The sequence below is a fragment of the Mesorhizobium sp. M1403 genome (assembly GCF_040317695.1).
Lineage (GTDB): Bacteria > Pseudomonadota > Alphaproteobacteria > Rhizobiales > Rhizobiaceae > Mesorhizobium.
In genome coordinates this window covers 134,182-154,850 of sequence record NZ_JAMYKY010000013.1, presented here as the reverse complement: position 1 = coordinate 154,850, position 20,669 = coordinate 134,182, and the positions used below count along the sequence as shown (strand labels likewise).

Genomic DNA, 20,669 nt, shown 5'->3' with positions numbered 1-20,669 from the left:
CCAGCGAACATTCGGCTCCAGCCCTTGAGGCCTCTGCCTCACAGCGTTGACTCGGGCGCAGTTGTAGGATGATATATATAAGCCTATGCCTTAGCCCAACAGGCTTGTAATGACCGTTTATGGTATCCCGCCTGAAATTCTGAATGCTCTGGAGAGCGCTGTCGGACAAAGCGGCGTGGCTGCCGACGCTGCCAGTATGGCGAAATACCTTTTGGACTGGTCCGGGGATCATCGCGGCGGAGCCCTTGCGGTGCTGAAGCCTGCTTCCGTCAGCGAAGTCCAGGCTGTGGCGCGGCTCTGCGGCACGCTCGGGCTCGGAATCATCCCACAGGGCGGGAACACGGGGCTGGTGGCGGGTGCAATCGACATCGACACCCGTGGCGCGGTGGTCGTCAGTCTGGAGCGGTTGAACGGCATCCGTCTCGTCGACGCCGACAATTTCGTCCTGCAGGCCGATGCCGGCTGCATCCTGCAGCACATCAAGGATGCGGCAGAAGCAGAGGATTGCCTGTTTCCGCTGGCGCTCGGCGCGCAGGGAAGCTGCCAGATCGGCGGCAATGCGGCCAGCAATGCCGGCGGCACCAACGTGCTGCGCTATGGCATGGCGCGCGATATCATCCTCGGCCTCGAAGTCGTCCTGCCCGATGGCGAGTTGTGGAGCGGCTTTTCCGGCCTGCGCAAGGACAATCGAGGCTACGACCTGAAGCAGCTCTTCATCGGCAGCGAAGGAACGCTCGGCATCATCACCGGCGTCGAGCTCAAGCTGTTTCCGAAACCGGCCCGGGTCGAGACCGCTTATCTCGGTCTCGTTTCGTTCGAAGCGGCCATCACCCTGTTCCGGCAGGCTCGCCGGGCCTCATCCGATCTGATTTCGGCCTTCGAGATCATTGGATCGGAGTGCATCGCGCTCGCGCGCTTGATCGATGCCAACATCGTTTCGCCGGTCGAAGCTCCCGTCCACGTGCTGATCGAACTCTCCGCAAGTGCTACGGTCGATCTGCGCTCAATGCTGGTCGATTTCCTGGCCGGAGCCATTGAGAGCGGTCTGGTTGCCGAGGCCGTCCTTGCTGAAAGCGTCGCACAGGCCAGGGCCTTCTGGGCGATCCGCGAAGGGCTGGTCGAGGGCCAGGTAAGACGCGGCTACCATGTGCGCACCGACCTTGCGGTCAGGATATCGGACATCCCTGCCCTCATCGATCAGGCCCGCCAATTCGTGGCGCTGGAACATCCAGGCTGGCTGCCGCAGGCCTATGGCCATGCCGGCGACGGCAACGTCCATTTCAACGTCCTGCCACCGCTTGGGCTCGCCGAGGGGGAAGCTCGTGCCCAGGGCGCGGAGATCACTGCCGGACTCTACCAGATCGTCGGCGCGCTTGGCGGGTCGATCAGCGCCGAGCACGGCATCGGCCGCACCCGTCATCGCACTTTCTGGGCCGGCCTGGCGCCTGCCCATCGCCGGCTCGTCACGGCGCTCAAAACAACGATCGACCCTCAGGGATTGATGAATCCCGGCTGCCTTCTGCCATCGACGGAGACCTTTCCATGAAGCAAAGACTGGCCGCTATCGGCACGGTCGAGGCGCTGCCGCATCGCGTCGCCGCGTTCCTCAGCCGCGAGATCGAATCCGGCGAGCTCAATCCGGGCACGCGGCTGCCGACCGAGCAGCAGCTCTCGGAAAAATTCGGCGTCAGTCGCAATGTGGTGCGCGAGGCGATCGCTCAACTCAGGGCTGATGGCATGATCGAAGCCCGGCAAGGCGTCGGCGCCTTCGTGCTGGCGCCGGAGCAGCGCGCCTCGATCCGGATCGATGGCGAGGCGCTGAAAGCGACCGGGAATATGGAGCGGCTGTTCGAGCTGCGTTGCATACTGGAAGCCGAGTCAGCTGCGCTCGCCGCCGAACGGCGCGGGCAGGAGCACCTCGACGCAATCAAGGCGGCGCTAGACCGGATGAGCGGCGAGGAGCGCTGGGAAGAAGGCAGCATCGACGCCGACCTTTTGTTCCATCGCGAGATCGCACGGGCGACCGGCAACAATTACATCCACACCTTTATCTCCTTCGTTTGCGAGCAGATCCGCCGCTCGATCCACTACGCGCGCCTCACCAATCCGCTGCACGACCTGGTCGAAGTCAATGTCGGGGAGCATGTGCGCATCTACGAGGCGCTGGTCGCGGGCGATCCCACGGCCGCCGAGGCGGCGATGCGCGCCCACATCGTCGGCGCCGCCGACCGCGTCGGCGTCAAACTGCCAGCATCGCGCGCCGCGCACAGCACAGGGAGGTAGCCATGCCGGTCGGAGGCGCATATGCGATTTCGGACGTCTGCCTGCTCGTCGAAAATATCGAGCGGACGGTTGAATTTTATGTCGAGAAACTCGGCTTTCGCCTGCGGCGTCGCGCCGAGGGCTTTGCCGACTTCCATGGCAAAGGCGTCACACTGGCGGCGTGGGAGATCGACCACATCAACCGGCACACCGGCGTCTCCAAATTGAGGTCGCCGCGCCAGGCGCACAAGGTCTGCGTGGCGGTCAGGCTAGACGCGCCCGGCGAGATCGACCGGCTCCATGGCGAACTGGCAGCCAAGGGCGTGCCCTTCTACGGCCCGCCGGAGGATTATGTCTGGAACGCGCGCTGCGCATATTTCACCGATCCCGACGACACGCTTTGGGAACTATACGCCTGGCTCGACGGCGGCCCCGGCGACTATCACGACGAACAGCCGTAGACGACGCCGCGCCACGGGAACGGCGCGCAATGAAGAGACGAGAACGTCTTGCAACAGGAGCGAAAAATGAGTGGGAACAGAGACTACGACATGAACCGCCGCAGCTTCGTGAAAGCCGGCTTCGCCGCCGTCGCGGCAGCTTCGGCCGGAATGCAGCTCGTGCTGACGCCGGGCGCCAAGGCTGCCGGAAAGGTCGTCATCCAGTATGATTGGCTGATGTCCAACGGACAGATCGGCGACATCGCCGCGGTCGCCAACGGCTATTTCAAGGACGCGGGCCTCGAGGTGGAATTCAGCCCGGGCGGTCCCAATGCGGCAACGGTGCCGCCGGTGATTTCGGGGGCAGCACAACTCGGCCAGTTTTCCGAGACGCCGCAGCTCTATGCGGCGCGCGCCAGCGGCGTGCCGGTGAAGATCATCGCCTGTGGCTTCCGCACCGGTCCCTATGCCTTCACCTCGAAGCCTGCCAAGCCGATCCGCGGCGTGGCGGACCTCAAGGGCAAAAAGATCGGCATCCAGCCGACGGCGCGCTTCGTCATCGATGAGATCCTGGCCAAGAACGGCATTGATCCGTCCGAGGTCACCGTCGTCAATGTCGGCTTCGACAAGGCGCCGCTGGTGCGCGGCGACGTCGACGCGATTGGCGGATGGATCACCAACACCCAGGCGCTGAGCGTCGTCGGCGACGACAGGATCGATCTTCTGGTGCGCGACCTCGGGCTGAACTCCTATGCCGACGTCTATTTCGCTACCGACACCGCGATCGAACAGGATGCGGAAACGCTGGCGAAATTCATCGGCGCCGTCGCCAAGGGCTGGGGCTGGGTGCACGCCAATCCGCAGGAAGCAGTCAAGAAGATGGTCGAAGCCTATCCGGAAATGGACCTTGGCTGGGAGCAGAAGACGATCAATCTGGTGCTGAAACTCTCCTTTGACGGTGCAACCGCCAAGGACGGATGGGGAACCTTCGATCCCGCCTCGATCGAGGAGCAGCTGGCGCTGCTGGACAAGGTCGGCCAATACCCGAACGGCCGGCCCGCGGCAGCCGATGTCTACACCACCAAGATACTCGAATTGTCGGCCGCCGACCGACCCAAGCTCGACGCGCCCGCCGCTTGATGGCGAAGGCGATCGAGGCCCGCAGGCTGGATGTCGGCTATAGCGGCCGGCAGCCGGTGGTGAAAGTGCTCTCCGGTCTCGACCTGTCGGTCGAGGCCGGCTCCTTCCTGTCGATCCTTGGACCTTCGGGATGCGGCAAGTCGACCCTGCTCCGCGTAGTCGCGGACCTGCTCGATCCGCTCGGCGGCTCGATCACCGTGCTTGGCGACACACCGCATGCTGTCCGTTCGCGGCGCGATGTCGGTTTCGTCTTCCAGGACTCGACCCTGCTGCCCTGGCGCACCGTGCGCGACAACGTCCGCCTGCCGCTCGATGTCGGACAAGGCCGGCTTACCCGGACAATAGACGATCGAACCGACGAGCTGCTGGATCTGATGGGGCTTGCCGGGTTCGGTGAGCGTCTGCCGCACCAATTGTCCGGCGGCCAGCGCCAGCGCGTGGCGATCGCCCGGTCACTGCTCGGGCAACCCAGGCTGCTTTTGATGGACGAGCCCTTCGGTGCGCTGGACGAGATCACCCGCGACCGCCTCAACGACGAGCTTTTGTCGTTGTGGCGGCGCACCGGCGCGACCATCCTTTTCGTTACTCATTCGATCGCCGAAGCCGCCTATCTCGGAGAACGGGTCATCGTTCTCGCCGCCAATCCGGGCCGCCTGGCCAGAGACCTCGACATGCGGCCGTTCAAGCAGGCAGGCAACCGCTGTTCGCGCGAGGATCCGGCGATCGTTGCCGCGATGGCCGAACTGCGCGGCGCGCTGGAACAGGCCTCATGAGGCAGGCGCCCTTGCCATCGGCGCTGGCCGTCGCCCTGCCCGTTTTTGGCGCGGCCTCGATCCTGCTCGCCTGGCAGTTCCTGCTGCCATGGCTCGGCGTGCCGGCCTATATCGTACCGACGCCGACGGCCATATCAGGCGTGTTCCGGAAGAGTCTTGCTTTGCTACTCAGCAATCTCTGGCCGACGCTGATCGAGGCGCTGGCGGGATTTGTCATCGGCAATTTTGCCGGTGTGCTGCTGGCGGTGCTGTTCGTGCACAGCCGCATCCTGCAGGCCGCCTATTTTCCGATCGTGCTGTTCTTCAACACCATCCCCATCCTGGCGCTGTCGCCGATCATCATCCTGATCTTCGGGCTCGGCATGACGCCGAAGATCGTGATCGCGGCGGTGATCTGCTTCTTCCCGACGCTGGTCAACATGATTCGTGGGCTGGACTCGGCCAGCGACAACGAGCACGAACTGTTCCGGGTGCTATCGGCTACGCGCTGGGAGATCTTCTGGAGCCTGCGCCTGCCAAGAGCATTGCCGATGCTGTTCTCCTCGCTGAGAATCGCTTCGGCCACGGCCGTGATCGGCGCCATTGTCGGCGAGTGGATCGGGTCGGATAAGGGCCTCGGCGCGCTCATCATCCAGGCGACCTTCAACTATCAGTCGGACCGGCTCTATGCGGCGATCGTGCTGTCGTCGTCCTTGTCGATCGCGATGTTCGCAATCGTGGTTCTGCTGGAGCGCCGTGCCATCCGCTATTGACCATTCCGTCGAGCGGCCATCCGCCAGGCGCGGGCTGTAAATTTATTTTTGAATTCCATTTGACTGAATAAATCTTCAGTGCCAGTCTGGCCTCTCTCGAGGGCGCAAGGCATGGCACTGCGGGGAACCAATCAGGAGTTCGGGCGGCCGTATAATCGGCGCATCGTGCTCGAATCCATCCGCCTTCACGGGCCGATCGCCCGCGGCGACATTGCCAGGCGGGTCGGGCTCACCGTGCAGACGGTGTCGACCATCGTTCGCGAGCTGGAAGAGCACGGTTACGTGCTGTCGCTGCGCGAAGAGCCCAAGGGGCGCGGCCTGCCCCCGGCAACGCTGCGGATCAATCCGGAAGGCGGCTATGCCGTCGGCATTCACGTCACCCCGCTGGGCATCAATGCCGCGCTGATCAACCTCAGCGGCGATGTCATCGAGAGCAGCTACCGCGAGGCCCCAAATGCAACGCCCGACCACGCCTTCGAGCTGATCGGCGCCATGGTACTCGAATTGACAGCACTGCGGCCCGGTGGCCGCGTCCTCGGCATCGGCATGGCGTTGCCCGGGCCGTTTGGCGTGGAGTCCATGAGCTTTGTCGGTCCGACCACCATGACCGGCTGGAAGGATGTGGCGCTGCGCGAGCGGCTGGCCGCCTCGACCGGGCTGCCGGCCTTTTTCGAAACCGACATGGCGGCGGCTGCCATCGGCGAGCGCCTCTATGGCCTCGGCACGGCCTATTCCGAATATTACTATCTCTATTTCGGTGTCGGCCTCGGCGGCGTCATGGTGCATGACGGAGCCGCATTGCGCGGCGCCTGGGGCAATGCCGGCGAAATCGGCCACATTCCCGTAGTGCCGGGCGGCGAGCCCTGCCCGTGTGGCAATCGCGGCTGCCTCGAACGGTATCTTTCGCTCGAGGCGCTGCGGCGCCGCAACGTCGCCGACGCCGACTGGGTGAGCGAGATCGCGCCGATCTTCCGCAACGCCATCACCATCATCGAAAACCTGTTCGACCCCGAAACCATCATCCTTGGCGGGCTGGCCTCCACCGACCTGCTCGAAAGACTGGCCGGCACAGCTGCGCACCTGCCCAACTCGGTGTCGGCGCGAAGCGACCGCACGACGCCTCGCGTCAGCGTCGCGCGCGGCGGCCAGCATGCGGTGTTGCGCGGCGCCGCAGCGCTTGCCGTCTCAGGGGTGCTTTCGCCACGCTTCGGCCAGATCTTCACCGCCGAACGCGAACGCGGGCGGGATCTCTTGCATAACAAGGGGATCGCGGCATGAGCGAACCGCTGCTGGTGCTCGATAACGTTGCCAAGAATTACGGTGCCATCGAAGCACTGAAAGGCATCAGCTTTTCGATCGGCAAGGGCGAAGTGGTGGCGCTGCTCGGCGACAACGGCGCCGGCAAATCGACGCTGGTCAAGATCATTGCCGGCGGGCTCGAGCCGACCTCCGGCCGCATGCTGTTCGAAGGCAAGGAATTCCTCGCCAAATCTCCTGCCGAGGCCAAGGCCGCGGGGATCGAGACCGTCTACCAGGACCTGTCGCTTTGCACCAATGTCGACGTGGTCGCCAATTTCTTCATGGGCCGCGAGATCACCAGGAAGGTTCTCGGCATTCCGGTGCTCGACGAGCGCGCCATGGAGCAGGTGGTGCAAAAGGCGTTGGCCAGCGCCGGCACCCGCATTCCCTCGCTTCGCACCAATGTCGAGCACCTCTCCGGCGGTCAGCGGCAGGCCATCGAGCTCAACCGATTCGTGCATTTTGGCGGCAAGCTGGTGCTTCTCGACGAGCCGTTCGCAGCGCTCGGTGTCGAGCAGACGCGGCGCGGCCTCGACATGATCCGCCAGGTGGCGAGCCAGGGTATCGGCGTCGTCATCATCACCCATATCATGCAACAGGCCTTCCAGGTCGCCGACCGGATCGTGGTGATCCGGCAAGGCGTCGTGGCTGGCGATGTCGCACGCAACAAAACAAGTCCCGACGCGGTGATCAACATGATCACCGGAGAGACGCTTGCCGGTGCCGGACCGGCGAGCTGAGGGACAAAATGAGGGGTCCGGCGCAAGAGGAGCGAACGACATGAAGAAAATACTTCTTTCCGTCTTCGGTATCCTGGCACTGGCCTTTGCCACGCTCACGCCGGCATTCGCTCAGTCCAAGGGCACCGTCTACTACATGGTGCCGACACTGCTCGATGAGTTCCAGACCGGCTCGGTGAGCGCGCTGGAATTGTTCCTGAAGCAGGTCGGCTACGAGATGAAGACGCTGAACGCCGACAACAAGACCGACGCTCAGCAATCGCAGATGAACGACGTCATCGCGCTCAAGCCGTCGGCGATCATCCTTGCCGCCGTCGATTTCAATGCGCTGAAACCGTCGATCGAGGCCGCCCGTGCCGCCGGCATCCCGGTCGTCGAGTTCGACCGCCAGATCACCTCGACGCCTTCCGACTTCACCTCGGTGGCCGGAACCGTCGAAATCGGCTACGTCGCCGCCGATCAGGCGCAAAAACTCCTGACCGCGAAAAACGGCTCGGTGAAAGGCAAGATCCTGCAGGTGCTCGGCGATCCGGGCGACCCCTATACGCTCGATATCCAGAAGGGTTTCGAGGAGAAGATGAAGGCGTTCCCGGACGTCAAGATCATCTCGCTGCCGGCCATGCAATGGGCGGCGGATGCAGCCGGGACCATCGTCAACGACCAGCTGCTCGCCAACCCCGACATCGACCTGATCTTCAGCCATGCCGCGCATCTTTCGGTCGCTGCCGTCGCCTCGCTCGAGGCCGCCGGCAAGAAGCCGGGTGACGTCATGCTGATGAGTTCGAACGGTGCTCCGGTCGGCCTCGACCTGATCCGTAAGGGCTGGCTCAATGTCGAAGTCGAGCAGCCGCTCTACGCCCAGGCCGCGGCGGTCGCCATGTTCATGGACAAGGTGGTCAACAAGCAGGAGATCAAGCCCGGCGAATATGATGTGCTTGGCCTGAAATCGACCCTGACCAAGGAAGCGTGGGGGCCGAACATCAAGATCCCCGGCGCTGCGATCACCAAGGAAAATGTAGATAACCCAGCCTTCTGGGGCAACATGAAGCCGCCGGCCGAAACCATAAAGCCGGTCGAATAGCGAACTCGCCAGAAGCTCCGGGCCACGCAGGCCCGGAGCCCAGCCCTGCAGCCCGGTGCGTTCAAACGGACGCGCACGGGAATGCTGCAGCAATTTTCAACCGCGCCTGATCTTTCCGACGACCGAGTGGTTCTTCGGGTCATGCGCCAACCGGATCCGCAGATGAACCCTCGCACGCGCCAAACCCTCGAGTTCATCCTCGACAATCTTGTCTGGTTCATGCTGGTCTTCGTGCTGGTGGTCTTTTCCATCCTCATCCCGAACTATTTTCAGCTCGGCATCTTCGCCAACATCATCGAGGCCTCGAGCGTGCTCGGCGTCATGTCGATCGGCTTGGCGCTGGTCATCATCGCCGGCCATATGGACCTGTCGGTCGAATCGGTGGCGGCGCTCAGCGCCATGGCGGTCGGCATCCTGTTCTGCTCGTCGGGCATCGGCCTTGGCATCCAGTTGCAGCCGCAATGGCTGATGGTTCCGGTTTCGCTGCTCATCGCGCTTGCCGTCGGCGGCCTCATCGGCGCTTTCAACGGCTATCTGGTGGTCAGGGTGAAGATGAGCGCCTTCATCATCACGCTGGCCTCCTACATCTGGGTACGCGGCCTGGTGCTGGTCATCTCCGGTGGCCGCTCGGCACAAGACCTTGCGCCGGCAATCCGCTGGTTCGGCATCCAGCGCCTGGGCGGCCTGCCGTTGACGGCCTGGATCGCCATTGCGTGCTTCGTGGTGTTCTCGCTGATCATGGCCAAGACGCCCTTTGGCAGGCACCTGGTCATGATCGGCGGCAACGAGACGGCGACGTTCCGCGCCGGCATCCGCGTCAATCGCAACCTGGTCATAGCCTTTGTTCTCGCCGGTGCCATCGCCGGCCTTGCCGGCTGGCTGCTGGCAATCCGTACCTCCGGCGCCACCGCCAATCTGGGCGTCGGCCTGTTGTTCAACGCCTTCGCCGCGGTCGTCATCGGTGGCGTCAGCCTGAAGGGCGGCGTCGGCACCTTGCCCGGTGTCTATGCCGGCGTGCTGCTGCTCTCCGCCATCAATACGGCGATTAATTTGATGGGCCTGCCGGCCAACTTCACCCAGGTGATCCACGGCCTGCTCGTCCTCGCCGCCGTGCTGCTCGACGCCTTCAAGCAAACCATCCGCCAGAGGCTCGCATGACCGGCCGTCTGGAAGGTAAGGTCGCGATGATCGTCGGAAGTGCGCGCGGGATCGGCAAAGGCATCGCACAACGCTTTGCCGAAGAGGGCGCGACGCTTGTCCTGGCCGATACCGAGGTTGAGGCCGGGCAAGCGACTGCCGACGAGCTCGGCGCCGCCTTCATACGCACCGACATCTCGCAGATGGCCGATGCGCAAGCCGCCGTGGCGCTGGCGCTCGAGCGTCACGGCCGGCTCGACATCATGGTCCAGAATGCCGGCATCTATCCCTGGCAATTGCTGGAAAACACCAGTCCCGACGATTGGGACCGGGTCATGGCGGTGAATTTGCGCGGCAGCTTTGTCGCCGCACGCGCGGCGCTGGTGCCGATGAAGGCACAGCACTTTGGCCGCATGCTGTTCACCTCCTCGATCACCGGCCCGCATGTCACCAGTCCCGGCCACGGCCATTATTCGGCGACCAAGGCCGGCATCAACGGGCTGATCCGTTCGGCTGCGCTCGAATTCTCCGGCTACGGCATCACCGTCAACGGCGTCGAGCCCGGCAACATCCTCACCGAAGGCATAGAGCAGCATCGCGGTGCGGCCTTCATCAAGAACATGGAAGACGCCATCCCGCTCGGCCGCCTCGGCAGCCCGCGCGACGTGGCCAACGCCTTCCTGTTCCTGGCCTCGGATGACGCCAGCTACATCACCGGCACGACCATCATCGTCGACGGCGGGCAGCTTTTGCCCGAGGGCAAGGATTTCCGGCTGCTGCCGCCATGATCGTCGATTTCGGCGGCGGTTTCTTCCTGCGCCGGGCGACCGCCGCCGATCGTGCAGCGCTTGCCGCAATCTGTCTCAAGACCGGCGACGCCGGCAAGGACGCCAGCGGCCGCGAGGACGACCCGGAACTGCTCGGTCTCCTCTACACCGTTCCTTACCAGGTGCTCGAACCCGAACTGGCCTTCATAGTCGACAGCCCCTCAGGCGCCGCCGGCTATCTGCTTGGCGCAGCCGACACAGCTGCTTTCAATGCCAGCCTGGCATCGAACTGGTATCCCGACCTGCAGCGGCGCGTGACCGACCCCGGACCCGACAGCTCACGCTGGCGCGGCAGCGACTGGGCGCGGCACCGGATCCACCATCCCGATTTCGCTGTCCCGCCTGCACTGGCGGCCTATCCGTCGCACGGCCATATCGACCTGTTGCCGCAAGCGCGCGGGAAAGGCATCGGCAGGCGCGCGATGGAATTTCTCGACCAGCGCCTTGCCGCGAGCGGCTCAACCGGCATCCACCTCGAGGTCACGCCGCAGAATGATGATGCGCTAAGGTTCTACAAGGCGATCGGGTTTGAGGTGGTGCAGGTGCCGACGTGTTGTGTTTATGTGGCGAAACGGCTTGCTCAGGCTCCGGCGATTGCAGGCTGAGCTGCGGCAAGCAATCGCTCAAGTTGCATAGAACCGGGAGCTTTCAATACAGTGCGGGCTAGTTCCAGTCTTGGCGGAGCGTCTGCTAGTTCGGTGTGGGCGGCAGAGGAACATGCGCAACCGTTTCCCCCGCCACAATCGAGAACACATAAAGCAGATAGATAGCTAATACCAATAGCGCGAGGAATGAGCCATTGGCGAAAATTCCTGCAACCGTGGTGCTGCGATAAGGCTCAACTTTTTCTTTCTTAAAGATGTCTTCGCTACGCGTTGTCTTCACAACCCGTTCGCCTGGAAGCCGGTTTTTTTCAGCCTCCTTCGATACCTTATTCGCGAGATCTCCTGCGATCACGGCATCATCCGGAAGATGACTCGTAAGCCATCCAGGAATATTTTCGCTCCCGCCCATGCCCATGTGCAAGTAAGATTCAGCTTTCTGTTATGCTCCCCTTAAATTACTGCATGTTTTATCTTTCGGCAATCGTTTGCCTTATCGGGAAGCGCCAGATCAGACTTAAGTCCCTACGGAAAGGCGCTTTGATCGGACCAAAGTCCTAGTGGCGTAGTGGTCACATGTGTCTCGCCTGGGCCGCGGAGCATTTGCAGGCGGAAAATACGGCACAACAGCGAAGCCATTGGTTGCGATCAGAGGTTGCGCCGGGCGGGTCAGCTTGGGCGGTGTAGCCCCTGATTGAGCACATTGAGGAAAATGGTGGGCGATGACGGGCTCGAACCGCCGACATCTTCGGTGTAAACGAAGCGCTCTACCAACTGAGCTAATCGCCCGCTCCGGGCCGGACCTTTAAGCAGTTAGGACCGGCTTCGCAAGGCCAAATGAGCGGCCAGCGGCTTGGCCGAGAGCAGCTTTCGGCGACAAGGTTCTGCTTGTCAAAAAACCTTCTGCTGTTTGCTGTTATGCTGTCCGGGTCCGCTTGACACCCGGTGGCTTACCCCTTATCCACCGCCCCAACGACGAACACGGCTGACACGTGCTCGTCCATGCGCGGGTGTAGCTCAGTTGGTTAGAGTGCCGGCCTGTCACGCCGGAGGTCGCGGGTTCGAGCCCCGTCACTCGCGCCATTTCTCCTTCGGGCCACGGCCCTTGGTGTCGGAGAAATGTCGACGTTGATTTGTCAAAAACCGTCTTCTTCGTCAGGTAATCCCGATTCATTGGTTTTGAATCTGAGATCGATCTCTACATCGACCCACCAGCCCTGCTTGCTAGCGCGCCGAGCCACAAGACAAGAGCTTCCTGCCCACAGTCTGGTCCCTCAGCTACGGACTCACCCCTTGGCGAGCAGCGCCTCGACCTCCTGCAACGCCGGCATGGACGGCGCGGTGCCTGGACGCGTCACCGAGATGCCGGCGACGGCGCAGGCGAAGCGCACCGCCTGCAGGGGTTCGATCCCCCTCGACAGCGCCGCCGCCAAGCCGCCATTGAAGGCGTCGCCCGCGCCGGTGGTCTCGATGACCGGGCCGGCAGCGACCGCTGCGACATGTTCGGATCGATCGGCCGTGTGCAGCAGCGCACCCTTTTCGCCGAGCGTCACGATGACCGTGCCAACGCCCTTCTCGAGCAGGCTGTCGGCGGCACGGCGGGCATCGTCGATCGAGGACACCTTGATGCCGGTCAGTTCCTCGGCCTCGGTTTCGTTCGGCGTGACATAGTCGCAAAGCGTATAGATGCGGGCTGGAAGCTTTGCCGCCGGCGCCGGGTTGAGGATGGTGGTCACCCCTGCCCCACGCGCGATCTCCAGCGCCCGCATCGCCGCCTCGATCGGCTGTTCGAGCTGGGTGACGAAGACCCCGGCCGCGCGGATCAGTTCGGCATTTGCCTCGATATCGGCGGGCGAAATCAGCATGGCCGCACCGGGACTGACGATAATGGCGTTGTTGCCGCTCGTCTCCTCGATGAAGATATAGGCGGCACCGGTGTAGCTTTCCGGTGTGTCGATGACAGCGCTCTTCACGCCGGCCGCGTTCCAGGTCTGTCTCGCCATCTCGGCAAAGGGATCGACGCCGAGGCGGGTCAGAAAGGTGACGTCGGCGCCGAGCCGGCCGGCCGCCACCGCCTGGTTCGAGCCCTTGCCGCCGGGGCCGAGCGTGAAGGACGTGCCCAGGATCGTCTCGCCGATGCGCGGCTGGCGGGCGGCGCGGTAGGCCGTGTCGGCGACGAAGACGCCCAATATGACAACAGGCTTCATAACGATCGGTCTGCCCGGCATGTCGCTACTCCGCATCCGGCGGCACGACGCCCTTGCGGAATGCGAAGCAGCCATAGAAGCGGCGCTCGCCGGTCTGGATGACGCAATAGGCCTTCTTGGCGCGTTCGTAGAAGGCATAGCGCTCGACCGAGATCATCGGCCAGGCCTTGCCCTCGGCGGCATCGATCTCTTTTTGCACTTCCTGCTGCACGGCGGGAATCTCGTCCGGCTTGCCGACGATCTCCATGCGCGCGGCGGCATCGTCGACGAAGGTGTCCAGCGGATAAAGCGACAGCACCGCCTTGACGACCTCCGCTGCCGATGCGTCGATGCGCAGCAGCTTGCCAAGCACAGTCTGCCGCGCCACCGAATCGGACGGGAAATTGGTGTCGGCGATGATCAGATCGTCACCGTGACCCATCGCCCGCAGCGCCTGCAGCACATCGGCATTGAGCAGCGGATTGATTCCTTTGAGCATGGTATCCCTCGCGAGGTTTGCTGGGGCGAAATCAGAGCCGCTTGCCGGTCTCTGCGTCGAAGAGATGCACCTGGTCGAGCCGCGGTTTCAGGTGCAGTGTGTCGCCCGGCTTGAACTCGTGGCGTTCACGGAACAGCGCCACCATCTCGCCCTCGCCGAAGCGCAGGAACACGAGAGTCTCGGAACCGGTCGGCTCGACCACCGAAATCTTCGCTGGGACACCATCTGGATGGATTTCGAGATGCTCGGGCCGCACGCCGTAGACGACATTGCGGCCATCTTCCACGGTATTGCTCGATGCGATCGGGAACGGCGTCCCGGCGATCTCGACGACGGGCTTGTCGCCCTTGCGCACGACGCCCTTGAGCAGGTTCATCGAGGGCGAGCCGATGAAGCCGGCGACAAACAGATTGGCCGGCCGGTCGAACAATTCCAGCGGCGCGCCGACCTGTTCGATGCGACCGTCGCGCATCACCACGATCTTGTCGGCCATGGTCATGGCCTCGATCTGGTCGTGGGTGACGTAGATGGTGGTGGTCTTCAGTCGTTGGTGCAGTTCCTTGATCTCGGTGCGCATCTGGACACGCAGCTTGGCATCGAGATTGGAGAGCGGCTCGTCGAACAGGAACACCTGCGGGTTGCGCACGATGGCGCGACCCATGGCGACGCGCTGGCGCTGGCCGCCCGAGAGCTGGCGCGGATAGCGCTTGAGGTAGGGGTTGAGGTCGAGGATGTCGGCGGCGCGCTTGACCCGCTCAGTGACCACCGCCGGATCAGTTTTGCGCAGCTTGAGAGCAAAGGCCATGTTCTGCTCGACCGTCTTGTGCGGATAGAGCGCGTAGTTCTGGAACACCATGGCGATGTCGCGCTTGGCCGGCGGCAAATGGTTGACGACGCGCTCGCCGATGGCGATGGTGCCGCCGGAAACCGTTTCCAGCCCGGCCACCATCCTCAGCAGCGTGGACTTGCCGCAGCCGGAAGGCCCGACCAGCACCACGAACTGTCCGTCGGCGATGTCGACGCTGACATCGTGCAGAACCTTGACGGTTCCGAACGCCTTGGCCACATTGCGGATCGCGACTTGAGCCATCATTCCCCCTTCAGTTGCCGTGAAGCTAAACAACGCAAACGGCGAGGGCAAGTCGGTCTCTTATAGATAAAAAACCCATTCACGTTGACACCGCACTTCGTTGTGCGAATAGTGACAGCGCCCGGCTTATGACCCTGTTCCGGGCGCACCGGTACGCTTGTCCGGCACTGAATGCCAAGCGTCGCGGGAGGGAGAATTCGGGCCGCTATTTACGGGAGTCGCTGTCGTTGGGGAACATAATCGGCGCTCCACCATCTGAACCAATTCACGATTGATCTTCTGGGAGGAACGAGATGAAAGTCAGCCTTTATAACCAACTTGTCCGCGCCGGGGCCACCCGCCGCGACGTGCTGAAGGGAGCGGCCAGCATGGCCGCCCTCGCCGCGGCCTCAAGCGCCGGACTTGGTGCCCTGACGCGCCCGGCTGCGGCCGCCGATGACCTGCGCGCGCAGATCCTGCAGATCCCGGGCGTCGGCAAGGGTCAGCCGACCGATGCCGATTTCCAGCAGGTCGGCGAGCTTTGCCTGGGCGCCACCAAGGCCAATGTCAAGGAAGGCGAATTCGCCGGTGTCGAACTCACCTTCATGGGCCTCAACAATCAGAACCTGCACAATGTGCTGTTTCGCGGCTTCCTGAAGCCGTGGGAGACCTATACCGGCGCCAAGATCAACTGGATCGATCTGGCGCAGGCCGACTACAATCCGCGCCTGCAGCAGGCGATCGCCACGAACACAATTGACTTTGATATCGTCGAGATGGGCGCGCCATTCGAAGGTGACGTCTGCGGCAAGGGCCTCACTTCGGAAATGCCGGATTGGGTCAAGAAGCAGATCGACATGGACGACCTGGTGGCCTATCTGAAGCCTCCGGTCGGCACCTGGAACGGCAAGCAGTACCGCGTCACCGTCGACGGTGATACGCACAACTTCAACTACCGCACCGACGTATTCTCCGATGCTGGACTGGCAGAGGCCTGGAAAGCCGACAGCGGCGACAAGGCGGGCTTGACGGAATGGGGCGTGCCGAAGACCTGGCAGCAGGTGCAGGTGGTGACCAAGTTCCTCAAGGGCAAGCAGGTGAACGGCCAGGACGTCTTTGGTTATCTCGACGCGCCCAAGCCCTGGGGCGGTTTCGGCTTCTACTTCCTCGGCAGCCGCGCCTCCGCCTATGCCAAGCATCCCGACGACAAGGCGTGGCTGTTCGATCCGGATACGATGAAACCGCGCGTCAACAACCCGGCCTGGGTGCGGGCGATCCAGGACGTGATCGACGCGCTGCCTTTCGAACCGCAAGATCAAATCAACGCCGACCCGAACCAGACCTGTTTCTCACAATTCCTGGGTGGCACTGGTTCGATGCTGGCTTGGTGGGGAGACGCTGGCTCGAATGCGAAGACCAACGACTCCTCGGTCGTCGGGGACGTCACCGGATTCTCGATCCTGCCAGGCTCGGACGACGTCTACAATTCCAAGACCGGACAGTGGGAGAAGCTCGCCAGCGGCCCGAATTATGCGCCGAACTGCGCCTATCTCGGCTGGGGTGTCTACGTCATGGCCCGCGTCGATACGGATGAGAAGAAGAAGAAGGCGGCCTGGTCTGCCGCGGCTCATCTCGGCGGCAAGGACCTGTCGCTCTGGTGCGCGGCGTATCCGTCCGGCTTCCAGCCTTACCGCAACTCCCATTTCAACATTCCGGAATGGGTGGCGGCGGGTTACGACGAGGCGTTCACCACCTCGTATCTGAAGTCGGAAGCCGACAGCTACAACCATCCGAATGCGGCGATCGAGCCACGTATCCCCGGCATCTTCCAGTATTACAGCGCCGCCGAGGACATTCTGGCCAACACATTTGCCGGCAAGATGAAGGCGCAGGAAGGTGCCGACGCCATCGCAGCCGCCTGGGAGAAGCTGACCGACCAGATCGGCCGCGACAACCAGATCAAGCTCTACAAGGCCTCGCTTGGTATGTAGGCTGATAGTGAAACTTGGTCCGGCAGCGCATAGCCGCCGGACCTCCCCTTGACCGACTTGGCCTCGACCGGCTCGGCCGGTCATCGAGCCTCCTGTGAACGGGCAAGACGCGTGGCTGACCGGACCCTGGCTGACCAGACTTTGTCGACAAGTGAATGGCCGGCAGGCGCCGTGCCATCCGACCTGATACCGCGGAGCCGCAAACGGCTTGGCTGGGCGCTGATGGCTGCTGCAACGCTAGGCCTTCTGGCGGTGATTGCGCTGCAGATCCTTTACAAGAGCGATGTCGACGCTATCGGCTTCGAGACCTGGCGGCCTGTCGTTTACGCCTATGTGCTGTGGGGTGTCGCGCTTGGCATCGGCCAGGTGCTGACGCGCGGCGAGGACGGCCAGCGCGCGCTGTTCCTGCTGCCGGCGCTGCTGTTTACCATTGCCATGGTGATCTTCCCGACGCTGTTCGGCTTCTACATCGCGCTGACCGATTGGAACCTCAGTTCTTTCAGCGGCCGGACGTTCAACGGGCTCGACAATTTCTGGCAGATGCTGAACGACGCCTATTATCGCAACGCGCTGTTCAACATGGTGCTCTACGTGCTGGCGGTGTTGGTCGAATATGTGATCGCCTTCGGCCTGGCGCTGCTGCTCAACGCGCAGATCCGGGCGCGAAAATTCTTCCGCATCGTCTTCCTGCTGCCGTTGATGCTGTCGCCAGTCGCGGTGTCGTGGATGATCGGAAAGTCGCTGATGGAATACCGCTTCGGGCCGGCCGCAACGCTGGCGCGGCAACTCGGCTGGGAAAACCCGGCCTTCTTCTCCAACCCGATCACCGCCCGCATCTCGATCATGGTGCTCGACGCGTGGACTTTCATCCCGTTCATGATGATCATGCTGCTCGCCGGCCTGCAGGCGATGTCGCGCGAGGTGCTCGAGGCGGCGCGTGTCGATGGCGCCACCGCCTGGCAGACCTTCTGGCAAGTCACCTTCCCGCTGATGCTGCCGGTGTCGGTGACGGCGGTCATCCTGCGCATCATCTTCAAGCTGAAGCTGGCCGACATCATCATTACCGTCACCTCCGGCGGGCCGGGCGGCGCGACTGATTCGGTGTCCAGTTTCATCTACCGCGAATATCGCGACCGCTCGAATGTCGGCTACGGCACCATGCTGGCGATGGCCTATTTGGTCATCATCATCGTGTTCGTGACCTGGCTGCTGAAATTCGCCAGCCGCTTCGTACGCAACGTCAACTGATCGGGCCGGCAAGATGAGCGTTCAAACCACCGACTTTGCCGCCTCCGAAATCCGCTCGCCGGCGAGCTTCTTCGCCAACCGCGTCTTCATCTACGGCGCCCTCATCTTCTGGGCTTTCATCTGCCTGTTCCCGATTTATTGGACGATAACCACCTCGTTCAAGACCGCGGTCGACGTCACCCAGGGCCATCTGATCCCGTTCGTCGATTTCAAACCCGACTGGAAGGGCTGGCGTTCGCTTGGCCTGTCGCCGGACTCGATCTTTCGGACGTCGACGGTGCGCGACGAATTCATCAAGCGCTTCATGAATTCGGTCATCACTTCGGTCGGCGCGTCGACCCTCGCCATCGTCATCGGCAGCCTCGCCGCCTATGGGCTGACCCGCTATCGTTACAAGTTCGCCTGGTTCAGGAACGAGGACATTTCCTTCTTCTTCCTGTCGCAGTTGATCCTGCCGCCGGTGGTATTGGCCCTGCCCTTCCTCGTGCTCTACCGGGAAGTCGGCCTGCTCGACACGCGCGTCGGGCTGATCCTGCTCTACACGCTGATGGTACTGCCGATCGTCATCTGGATCATGCGCGACCAGTTCAATTCGATCCCTGTCGAGCTGGAGGAGGCAGCACTCGTCGATGGCCTGTCGATCTGGGGTGCCTTCTTGCGCATCGTCATGCCGATCGCGCTGCCGGGCATGGTCGCGGCCTTCATCCTGGCGATGGTGCTGTGCTGGAACGAGTATTTCTTCGCCGCGCTTTTGACCTCGACCGATGCCAAGACCATTCCTGTCATGGTGGCGAGCCAGACCGGCTCACAAGGCATCAACTGGTGGTCGATGGCAGCGCTTGCCACCGCGGCCATCACACCGCTCGCCGTCATCGGCATTGCGCTCGAGCGTTACCTGATCATGGGCATGACGGCGGGCGCGGTGAAATAGGCGATGGCCAACAAATACTGGTTCGCACGCAACAGGCGCGGCAGCGGCTACGCCAAAGGCGTGATGCCGATCCGTTGGGAAGGCCGGGCCGTAGTCGCCGGTTTTGTGATGGCGATGATTGCCGGCGGCTTGATCATGCTGCGTCTCGGCCTCTACGCGAACCTGATGGCACTCGGCATCGTGATTTACGTCCTGCTGGCTATCTGCGGCGCCGGCACGTTCATCTGGGCTGCGGCGACCAAGGTCGATCCCGAAAAGACCATGGCCGACTATCAGGCGGAAAGGCTAAGAGCCCGGTCGTCCGGGATCTAGACAGCACCTAACCCAAAAGTGTTGCCCGCAAATGATCGAGGATCATGGCAACCCCTTTTTGCCCCAGTTCCGCCGAGGCTTCGGGCGCACTTGCCGTGTACCAGCCGGTGTTGTCGGCGAAGCGGCCCGCATCCACCGCTTCCGGGCACAGCGCCAGCATCAGTGACGTCTCGCCGGTGCCGGCATGGTCGAACGGGTACTGGCTGTGCATTGAAGCCGGCATCAGCGGATGCACCTGTACCCAGTTGAAGAAATTGCTGCCCTCGGCGTGCTCGGCATAATAGTCAGCCATCGCCGCAGAGCCCCACCAGCCTTCGCCGCGTTCTTTCTCCAGGAAGCGGAAGATCGCTTGTCGGCCGGCGGCCTTGAAGGCGAGATCGGTTGGCATGCCGGCAGCAAAATTCTCGGTTTGGTGGTGAATGATGGCGTGGATGTTGCGGAAGCCAATGCGCAGCAAGCTGTAGAACAATTCTTCCGCAAATGGCGCCAGCACATTGCCGCCGACCTGCACCGAGCCGCTGCCTTCCGGCGCCGCAACGGCATAGCTTGCCGCGCCGTAATAGAAGGGCGGCAGAATGACGATTTCGGCCTCCGTTTCGAACAGTTCCAGGCTCTTGACCACGGCCAGCGTGTCCATGCCGACGGCCATGTGCTCGCCGTGATATTCGAGCACACCGAGCGGCAACACGACCGGCCGGTTCTCGGCGATCGCCTTGCGGATCTGGTGCGGCAGCATCAGTTCGTAGCGCATGACACCTACTCCATATTGGTGTGGCGGGCGCGCATCGCTTCCGGCGAGACGCCGGTCAGATCCCTGAGCTTCAGCACCATCACTTCGAAGAGGACGAACAGCGCGCCTTCGAACACCGAGCCCATCGGCAGGACGGATGTCTTTTCCGGACCCTGGTCGTCGGCCATGGTCTGAGCCGGGATAAGCAGCGTGAAGTCGGCCAGCTTCGCGGCAGTGCTGTCGGCTTGCGCAGTGAGCAGCAGGACGACGGCACCGGCCTCGCGCGCGACCCGCATCAAGGTCAGCACCGTCGATGTCTCGCCCGGGCCGGAGCTGGCGAGGAAGACATCGCCCGCGCCCAGCGGCGGCGTGGTCATGTCGCCGACGACCGACACCGGCAGACCGAGATGGTAGAGCCGCATGGCAAAACCCTGGACCTGCAGCGCCTCGCGGCCGCAGCCATAGGTGACGATCTTTTTCGCGCCGGCCAAGATGGCGCAAGCCGCGTCAATGCGGCTTTCGTTGATACGCTCCAGCACGGTGCCAAGCTCGCTCAGCGCAATCCCAAACAGGTTTTCGCCGTCGTCCGTCATGACATTTGCACCAGCTTGCAGGTACCGGAGAACCACATGAACATCTCAGTCACATTT

General features: G+C 62.9%; 22 protein-coding genes and 2 tRNA genes. 17 read left to right on the top strand and 7 right to left on the bottom strand.

The annotated features are described in order from the left end of the window. Positions 1–109 precede the first annotated feature (109 nt). From NKH01_RS21120 to NKH01_RS21065, 12 genes are all read left to right on the top strand, one after another. The gene (locus NKH01_RS21120) at positions 110–1,546 is read left to right on the top strand and encodes an FAD-binding oxidoreductase (RefSeq protein ID WP_502912665.1); all 1,437 of its coding nucleotides are present in this window, start codon (positions 110–112) and stop codon (positions 1,544–1,546) included. Then, positions 1,543–2,283, top strand: a complete 741-nt coding sequence (locus tag NKH01_RS21115; RefSeq protein WP_353022172.1) for a FadR/GntR family transcriptional regulator — start codon at positions 1,543–1,545, stop codon at positions 2,281–2,283. The genes NKH01_RS21120 and NKH01_RS21115 overlap by 4 nt, the downstream gene beginning before the upstream one ends. A gap of 2 nt (positions 2,284–2,285) precedes the next feature. Continuing rightward, positions 2,286–2,723, top strand: coding sequence for a VOC family protein (locus tag NKH01_RS21110; protein WP_352662627.1), 438 nt, complete (start codon positions 2,286–2,288; stop codon positions 2,721–2,723). 90 nt (positions 2,724–2,813) lie between these two features. Then, positions 2,814–3,842: an ABC transporter substrate-binding protein gene (locus NKH01_RS21105; RefSeq protein ID WP_353022189.1), complete on the top strand. Its 1,029-nt coding sequence runs from the start codon at positions 2,814–2,816 to the stop codon at positions 3,840–3,842. Then, a complete protein-coding gene (locus NKH01_RS21100; protein ID WP_352857127.1) occupies positions 3,842–4,615 on the top strand; it encodes an ABC transporter ATP-binding protein in 774 nt (257 codons plus the stop codon). The genes NKH01_RS21105 and NKH01_RS21100 overlap by 1 nt, the downstream gene beginning before the upstream one ends. Then, complete coding sequence (locus tag NKH01_RS21095) at positions 4,612–5,367, top strand: ABC transporter permease (protein WP_023717344.1); 756 nt, start codon at positions 4,612–4,614, stop codon at positions 5,365–5,367. Before NKH01_RS21100 ends, NKH01_RS21095 begins: the two co-directional genes overlap by 4 nt. Before the next feature lie 111 nt (positions 5,368–5,478). Next, positions 5,479–6,645 (top strand): ROK family transcriptional regulator, encoded by a 1,167-nt coding sequence (locus NKH01_RS21090; RefSeq protein ID WP_353022171.1) that lies wholly within the window; start codon positions 5,479–5,481, stop codon positions 6,643–6,645. Next, the gene (locus NKH01_RS21085; protein WP_023717343.1) at positions 6,642–7,406 is read left to right on the top strand and encodes an ATP-binding cassette domain-containing protein; all 765 of its coding nucleotides are present in this window, start codon (positions 6,642–6,644) and stop codon (positions 7,404–7,406) included. The genes NKH01_RS21090 and NKH01_RS21085 overlap by 4 nt, the downstream gene beginning before the upstream one ends. A gap of 40 nt (positions 7,407–7,446) precedes the next feature. Then, positions 7,447–8,487 carry a sugar ABC transporter substrate-binding protein gene (locus NKH01_RS21080; protein WP_353022170.1) on the top strand — a complete coding sequence of 347 codons (1,041 nt, stop codon included), beginning with the start codon at positions 7,447–7,449 and terminating at the stop codon, positions 8,485–8,487. A 162-nt stretch (positions 8,488–8,649) separates the two neighbouring features. Continuing rightward, positions 8,650–9,645, top strand: a complete 996-nt coding sequence (locus NKH01_RS21075; protein WP_031193507.1) for an ABC transporter permease — start codon at positions 8,650–8,652, stop codon at positions 9,643–9,645. Continuing rightward, on the top strand, positions 9,642–10,412 hold the full coding sequence (locus tag NKH01_RS21070) for an SDR family oxidoreductase (RefSeq protein ID WP_353022168.1): 771 nt from the start codon (positions 9,642–9,644) through the stop codon (positions 10,410–10,412). Before NKH01_RS21075 ends, NKH01_RS21070 begins: the two co-directional genes overlap by 4 nt. Continuing rightward, complete coding sequence (locus NKH01_RS21065) at positions 10,409–11,056, top strand: GNAT family N-acetyltransferase (RefSeq protein WP_353022167.1); 648 nt, start codon at positions 10,409–10,411, stop codon at positions 11,054–11,056. The genes NKH01_RS21070 and NKH01_RS21065 overlap by 4 nt, the downstream gene beginning before the upstream one ends. An 85-nt stretch (positions 11,057–11,141) precedes the next feature. Here NKH01_RS21065 and NKH01_RS21060 read toward each other — a convergent pair whose 3' ends face one another. Both NKH01_RS21060 and NKH01_RS21055 read right to left on the bottom strand, forming a co-directional pair. After that, positions 11,142–11,465: a hypothetical protein gene (locus NKH01_RS21060; RefSeq protein ID WP_353022166.1), complete on the bottom strand. Its 324-nt coding sequence runs from the start codon at positions 11,463–11,465 to the stop codon at positions 11,142–11,144. 301 nt (positions 11,466–11,766) lie between these two features. Further along, positions 11,767–11,842 (bottom strand) — tRNA-Val (locus NKH01_RS21055). 217 nt (positions 11,843–12,059) lie between these two features. On the opposite strand from NKH01_RS21055, the gene NKH01_RS21050 reads away from it, so the two are divergent. Further along, positions 12,060–12,136 (top strand) — tRNA-Asp (locus NKH01_RS21050). Positions 12,137–12,339: 203 nt separating this feature from the next. Here NKH01_RS21050 and rbsK read toward each other — a convergent pair. The 3 genes from rbsK to NKH01_RS21035 are packed head-to-tail and all read right to left on the bottom strand — an operon-like array spanning position 12,340 to position 14,828. Beyond that, complete coding sequence (rbsK, locus tag NKH01_RS21045) at positions 12,340–13,281, bottom strand: ribokinase (protein ID WP_353022164.1); 942 nt, start codon at positions 13,279–13,281, stop codon at positions 12,340–12,342. Between the two features lie 4 nt (positions 13,282–13,285). After that, positions 13,286–13,738 carry an RbsD/FucU family protein gene (locus NKH01_RS21040; protein WP_352481196.1) on the bottom strand — a complete coding sequence of 151 codons (453 nt, stop codon included), beginning with the start codon at positions 13,736–13,738 and terminating at the stop codon, positions 13,286–13,288. A gap of 31 nt (positions 13,739–13,769) precedes the next feature. After that, positions 13,770–14,828: an ABC transporter ATP-binding protein gene (locus NKH01_RS21035; RefSeq protein ID WP_352640079.1), complete on the bottom strand. Its 1,059-nt coding sequence runs from the start codon at positions 14,826–14,828 to the stop codon at positions 13,770–13,772. A gap of 293 nt (positions 14,829–15,121) precedes the next feature. On the opposite strand from NKH01_RS21035, the gene NKH01_RS21030 reads away from it, so the two are divergent. The 4 genes from NKH01_RS21030 (at position 15,122) to NKH01_RS21015 (ending at position 19,289) form a co-directional block, all read left to right on the top strand. After that, entirely contained in the window at positions 15,122–16,798 is a 1,677-nt protein-coding gene (locus NKH01_RS21030; RefSeq protein ID WP_352845077.1) for an ABC transporter substrate-binding protein, read from the top strand. A gap of 126 nt (positions 16,799–16,924) precedes the next feature. Then, on the top strand, positions 16,925–18,046 hold the full coding sequence (locus NKH01_RS21025; RefSeq protein WP_353022188.1) for a carbohydrate ABC transporter permease: 1,122 nt from the start codon (positions 16,925–16,927) through the stop codon (positions 18,044–18,046). A 13-nt stretch (positions 18,047–18,059) separates the two neighbouring features. Beyond that, positions 18,060–18,977, top strand: coding sequence for a carbohydrate ABC transporter permease (locus tag NKH01_RS21020; protein WP_353022162.1), 918 nt, complete (start codon positions 18,060–18,062; stop codon positions 18,975–18,977). Positions 18,978–18,980: 3 nt separating this feature from the next. After that, positions 18,981–19,289: a hypothetical protein gene (locus NKH01_RS21015; protein WP_353022160.1), complete on the top strand. Its 309-nt coding sequence runs from the start codon at positions 18,981–18,983 to the stop codon at positions 19,287–19,289. A 7-nt stretch (positions 19,290–19,296) separates the two neighbouring features. Here NKH01_RS21015 and NKH01_RS21010 read toward each other — a convergent pair whose 3' ends face one another. Continuing rightward, on the bottom strand, positions 19,297–20,040 hold the full coding sequence (locus NKH01_RS21010) for a creatininase family protein (protein ID WP_023717331.1): 744 nt from the start codon (positions 20,038–20,040) through the stop codon (positions 19,297–19,299). A gap of 5 nt (positions 20,041–20,045) precedes the next feature. Then, positions 20,046–20,612 (bottom strand): SIS domain-containing protein, encoded by a 567-nt coding sequence (locus NKH01_RS21005; protein WP_023717330.1) that lies wholly within the window; start codon positions 20,610–20,612, stop codon positions 20,046–20,048. Positions 20,613–20,669: the final 57 nt, after the last annotated feature.

What these genes read in the sequence shown, in the direction of transcription:
- NKH01_RS21120 (WP_502912665.1), top strand. Translation starts at nt 110, where the DNA reads ATGACCGTTTATGGTATCCCGCCTGAAATTCTGAATGCTCTGGAGAGC.
- NKH01_RS21115 (WP_353022172.1), top strand. Translation starts at nt 1,543, where the DNA reads ATGAAGCAAAGACTGGCCGCTATCGGCACGGTCGAGGCGCTGCCGCAT.
- NKH01_RS21110 (WP_352662627.1), top strand. Translation starts at nt 2,286, where the DNA reads ATGCCGGTCGGAGGCGCATATGCGATTTCGGACGTCTGCCTGCTCGTC.
- NKH01_RS21105 (WP_353022189.1), top strand. Translation starts at nt 2,814, where the DNA reads ATGAACCGCCGCAGCTTCGTGAAAGCCGGCTTCGCCGCCGTCGCGGCA.
- NKH01_RS21100 (WP_352857127.1), top strand. Translation starts at nt 3,842, where the DNA reads ATGGCGAAGGCGATCGAGGCCCGCAGGCTGGATGTCGGCTATAGCGGC.
- NKH01_RS21095 (WP_023717344.1), top strand. Translation starts at nt 4,612, where the DNA reads ATGAGGCAGGCGCCCTTGCCATCGGCGCTGGCCGTCGCCCTGCCCGTT.
- NKH01_RS21090 (WP_353022171.1), top strand. Translation starts at nt 5,479, where the DNA reads ATGGCACTGCGGGGAACCAATCAGGAGTTCGGGCGGCCGTATAATCGG.
- NKH01_RS21085 (WP_023717343.1), top strand. Translation starts at nt 6,642, where the DNA reads ATGAGCGAACCGCTGCTGGTGCTCGATAACGTTGCCAAGAATTACGGT.
- NKH01_RS21080 (WP_353022170.1), top strand. Translation starts at nt 7,447, where the DNA reads ATGAAGAAAATACTTCTTTCCGTCTTCGGTATCCTGGCACTGGCCTTT.
- NKH01_RS21075 (WP_031193507.1), top strand. Translation starts at nt 8,650, where the DNA reads ATGAACCCTCGCACGCGCCAAACCCTCGAGTTCATCCTCGACAATCTT.
- NKH01_RS21070 (WP_353022168.1), top strand. Translation starts at nt 9,642, where the DNA reads ATGACCGGCCGTCTGGAAGGTAAGGTCGCGATGATCGTCGGAAGTGCG.
- NKH01_RS21065 (WP_353022167.1), top strand. Translation starts at nt 10,409, where the DNA reads ATGATCGTCGATTTCGGCGGCGGTTTCTTCCTGCGCCGGGCGACCGCC.
- NKH01_RS21060 (WP_353022166.1), bottom strand. Translation starts at nt 11,465, where the DNA reads ATGGGCGGGAGCGAAAATATTCCTGGATGGCTTACGAGTCATCTTCCG.
- rbsK (WP_353022164.1), bottom strand. Translation starts at nt 13,281, where the DNA reads ATGCCGGGCAGACCGATCGTTATGAAGCCTGTTGTCATATTGGGCGTC.
- NKH01_RS21040 (WP_352481196.1), bottom strand. Translation starts at nt 13,738, where the DNA reads ATGCTCAAAGGAATCAATCCGCTGCTCAATGCCGATGTGCTGCAGGCG.
- NKH01_RS21035 (WP_352640079.1), bottom strand. Translation starts at nt 14,828, where the DNA reads ATGGCTCAAGTCGCGATCCGCAATGTGGCCAAGGCGTTCGGAACCGTC.
- NKH01_RS21030 (WP_352845077.1), top strand. Translation starts at nt 15,122, where the DNA reads ATGAAAGTCAGCCTTTATAACCAACTTGTCCGCGCCGGGGCCACCCGC.
- NKH01_RS21020 (WP_353022162.1), top strand. Translation starts at nt 18,060, where the DNA reads ATGAGCGTTCAAACCACCGACTTTGCCGCCTCCGAAATCCGCTCGCCG.
- NKH01_RS21015 (WP_353022160.1), top strand. Translation starts at nt 18,981, where the DNA reads ATGGCCAACAAATACTGGTTCGCACGCAACAGGCGCGGCAGCGGCTAC.
- NKH01_RS21010 (WP_023717331.1), bottom strand. Translation starts at nt 20,040, where the DNA reads ATGCGCTACGAACTGATGCTGCCGCACCAGATCCGCAAGGCGATCGCC.
- NKH01_RS21005 (WP_023717330.1), bottom strand. Translation starts at nt 20,612, where the DNA reads ATGACGGACGACGGCGAAAACCTGTTTGGGATTGCGCTGAGCGAGCTT.